Annotated in this window: 4 protein-coding genes; 2 read left to right on the top strand and 2 right to left on the bottom strand. The window is 71.3% G+C overall.

Translation table 11 applies throughout. The features are described from left to right. Window positions 1-10: 10 nt before the first annotated feature. Window positions 11-514, top strand: a complete 504-nt coding sequence (locus ACWGIG_RS36235) for a GNAT family N-acetyltransferase (RefSeq protein ID WP_453325968.1) — start codon at window positions 11-13, stop codon at window positions 512-514. 337 nt (window positions 515-851) lie between these two features. Here the strand turns inward: ACWGIG_RS36235 and ACWGIG_RS36230 are convergent, their stop codons facing one another. Next, window positions 852-1,394, bottom strand: a complete 543-nt coding sequence (locus tag ACWGIG_RS36230) for an EF-hand domain-containing protein (protein WP_453325965.1) — start codon at window positions 1,392-1,394, stop codon at window positions 852-854. Between the two features lie 277 nt (window positions 1,395-1,671). Here ACWGIG_RS36230 and ACWGIG_RS36225 point away from each other — a divergent pair, with 277 nt between their 5' ends. Further along, window positions 1,672-2,082 carry a hypothetical protein gene (locus tag ACWGIG_RS36225; protein ID WP_453325964.1) on the top strand — a complete coding sequence of 137 codons (411 nt, stop codon included), beginning with the start codon at window positions 1,672-1,674 and terminating at the stop codon, window positions 2,080-2,082. 177 nt (window positions 2,083-2,259) lie between these two features. Here the strand turns inward: ACWGIG_RS36225 and ACWGIG_RS36220 are convergent, their stop codons facing one another. Beyond that, complete coding sequence (locus ACWGIG_RS36220; protein WP_453325963.1) at window positions 2,260-3,186, bottom strand: MBL fold metallo-hydrolase; 927 nt, start codon at window positions 3,184-3,186, stop codon at window positions 2,260-2,262. Window positions 3,187-3,248: the final 62 nt, after the last annotated feature.

Here is a 3,248-nt window from a genome sequence, read left to right as displayed (position 1 = left end):
GTCGGGCGCCATGAGCTGGCTTCCCGATGACTTCGTCCACCCCACCCTGGTACCGCTGCCGGGCGGCGGCCATCATCTGCGGCCGATCCGGGAGGCGGATGCCCCGCTCGACCATCCGGCCGTTATGGGCTCGCGCGAGCGGCTGTGGGACATCTTCGGTCCGGCCTGGGGCTGGCCCGCGGCCACCATGACCTACGAGGCCGACCGGGCCGACCTGTTGCGGCACGAGAAGGAGATCGCCGCACACCAGTCCTTCAACTACGCGCTGTTCGATGCGGCGGAGACGGCCCTGCTCGGCTGCGTCTACATCGACCCGCCGGAGAAGGCCGGCGCGGACGGCGAGATCTCCTGGTGGGTGGTGGACGAGCTGGTGGGCAGCAAGGTCGAGCAGGACCTGGACGCCCTGGTGCCGCAGTGGATCGCCGCGGACTGGCCGTTCGAGCAGCCGCGGCTTCTCGGCCGCGAGATCTCCTGGTCGCACTGGCTCGCCCTGGCGGCACACCCCGACGCCTGAGCAGGGGTGACCGTCCGCGCGGTGGGCCGGGCTCCGTCCGCCACGGGTGGCGGGGCGACCGCCTGTGTCGGGCCGGTCGCAGGGGCGTGGCAGGCAGCCGGGGGCGTACTGCCACCGGGCGATGCCGGACACCGAGTTCCACGACCGGCCGACCCGCGCGCAGGGGACCTCGACTCCCCCGGTGCGGAACGGCGTCCGCCCCGTGCGGCCCGGGGACAACAGCTCACTTCTCTCGGGTACGTGCCGCTCCGCGCATCCGCTCCGGCACACGTCCTGGCCCCGCCCGTAACCGCACCGCCGTGCCGGGCGCGCAGTACGCCCCGGACGGGTCCGGAGGTCAGCCGACGAGCCCCAGCAGCGGGCTGCCCTCGGCGTCCTCGTCCTGGAAGCAGCCGCTCCATCCCGCCACGTACTCCTCCCGCGTGATGTGACCGTCTCCGTTCCGGTCGAGCCGCACCGCGACCGTGCGCGCGAGGTCGCCCTCCAGCCCCCAGGCGACCAGGAACGCCGCCATCTGGTCGACGGTGGCGACACCGTCGTCGTCGGCGTCGATCACTGCGAACTCGGCCTCGAACCCGGCGCGCAGGTTGTGCTCCAGGACCGCCGGGTCCCCCAGCGCCCCCGACATCGCCTGCCGAAACTCCTCGCGGCTGATCAGACCGTCCCCGTTGGCATCGGCGTGCTCCAGCAGCAGGACCCAGCAGCGCCGCCACTCCCCCGTCAGCGTCGTCGCCTTGGCCGAACTGTCCGCAACGCCCGCAGCCCGCGCGATCGACTTGCCGAGAGTGACGAAGTCCTGTTCTTCCAGCACCCCGTTGGCGTTCGCGTCGAGCGTGTCGAAGGTGAAGTCGTACTCGTGTCCGCGCACGTCACTGGTCATGAAACCTCCAAGGGAAACGAACTGACCACCGGACCATGGTCGTTCAGCCACGCACCCAAACCCTCTGACACGCATCGCGCCCCATATGGCACTCGTTGGCGGTACGAGAGCGCTGCTGCCTTGACTGCCGTTCCCCGCCCCGGGCGGGTGGCTCCGGGGCCGACTCGGAACGGAAGTCGCCCGGCCGATTCCTGAGGCTGCGTGCACCCTTCACTGTCCCCGATTCCGGGACTAGCTTCGAAGGCCAGGAATCCACATACCCTCCGTGGGAGACACGATGCTCCAGACACGTGAGTTGTTCCACAGCCTTGCCTCTCGGGCGGACCACCTCGACCACCAGATCCTGGCCACTGCCGCCGACGCCCTCTCGGAGTGCGAACAAGCCTCCACCGCCTGCGCGACGGGGATGCTCGCGGGGAAGGAGGCCGATGAGCTCCGCGTCGCCATCAACCGCGACCTGGACTGCGCCGACGTGGCGGCTGCCACCCGGCGGATACTGACGCGGGGGACGGACGGGGATCACACGCTGCTGACCATGCAGCTGGAGGCGTGTGCGCTCGCGGGCGAGCGCAGCTACGAGCTGTGCAGCCAGCACGCGGGTCACAGCGAACACTGCCGCATCTGCGCACAGGCCACGGAGCGCGCCGTCACCGCATGCCGCGAGGTTCTTCAGGCGCTGCGGCCGTAGCGGGTCGGCACGCGACGAGGACCTCCTGGTCGACGAGCCCGGACTGGTCGGGGTACTCGCGGGGCACAGGTCCCCGCGAGTTCGGCCGCCACGGCGGGGCCGCTGCAGGAACTGCCGGGCACTCGCGGGGAGGTGCCCAGATGCCGCTGGACGGCCCGGCCGCCGAGCTCGCCCGACTCACGCAGTCCGGCCCGCAGCCGCCGGGACCAGCCGGTACGCACCCTCCTCGCGCCGCACATGTCCTGCGGTCGGCGGCGCGAAGTGGCTGCCGAGCAGGAGGGTCGACGTACCGGCGAGCGAGTCGAGCAGCTCGTTCCGGGTCCTGGCGGCGACTTCCGGGTCGATGTCCACACAGCTGCAGAGCGCCGGATGCGCCATCTGGACCGGGTGGTGGATGCTGTCGCCGGTGACCACGGCGCTCTCGCCCCGGCTGGTCAGCCGGACCGCCACCTGCCCCGGCGTGTGGCCGGGGGCGGGCAGCAGGCGGACGCCCGGAGCGACGTCCGTACCCCCGTCAGCGACGTCGACGAGGTCGAGCAGGCCCGCTTCCCGGACGGGGTGGACCGAGTCGCGGAACATCTGGCGGCGCGCCTCCTCCATCTCGACACCGGCCCAGTAGTCCCATTCGGTGCGCGAGGTGAGATGGCGCGCGTGCGGAAAGGTGGGCACCCAGTCGTCGCCTTCGGCCCGGGTGTTCCATCCGACGTGGTCGGCGTGGAGATGGGTCAGTACGACGAGGTCCACGCTCTCCGGTGCGAAGCCCGCCGCGCGCAGGCGCGCTTCGTAGTCGCTGTCGAGGTCGTGCCAGGCGGGGTTGGCGCGCCGCTTCCCGTTTCCGACACCGGTGTCGATCAGTATCCGCAGGCCGTCCACCTCGACGGCGAAGCTGTGGCTGGCCAGGCGCAGGGCGCCCTGTTCGTCGGCGAAGTCGGGGCGCAGCCAGGGCGTCCCGGACACCAGGTCGGCAGTCGCTCCCGGCAGGAGCCAGGCGCCCGTCTGCGGGGGCAGCGCCACCTCGTCGATGCGCCGGACGGTGTGGTCCCCCACGGCCCAGGAGGGGGCCTGGGGAGTGGGCGTGTAGCGGGCGTGCGAAGGCGTGAACATGGAGCTGATCCCTCCAGAACTAAAGGCAATCGGTTTGCTTTAAGTGACCGTAGGTTCTACGG

This window comes from Streptomyces sp. NPDC054863 (assembly GCF_053610825.1).
Note: the sequence above shows the minus strand (reverse complement) of the source record. Positions and strands in the feature narration are given on the sequence as shown.

What these genes read in the sequence shown, in the direction of transcription:
- ACWGIG_RS36235 (WP_453325968.1), top strand. Translation starts at nt 11, where the DNA reads ATGAGCTGGCTTCCCGATGACTTCGTCCACCCCACCCTGGTACCGCTG.
- ACWGIG_RS36230 (WP_453325965.1), bottom strand. Translation starts at nt 1,394, where the DNA reads ATGACCAGTGACGTGCGCGGACACGAGTACGACTTCACCTTCGACACG.
- ACWGIG_RS36225 (WP_453325964.1), top strand. Translation starts at nt 1,672, where the DNA reads ATGCTCCAGACACGTGAGTTGTTCCACAGCCTTGCCTCTCGGGCGGAC.
- ACWGIG_RS36220 (WP_453325963.1), bottom strand. Translation starts at nt 3,186, where the DNA reads ATGTTCACGCCTTCGCACGCCCGCTACACGCCCACTCCCCAGGCCCCC.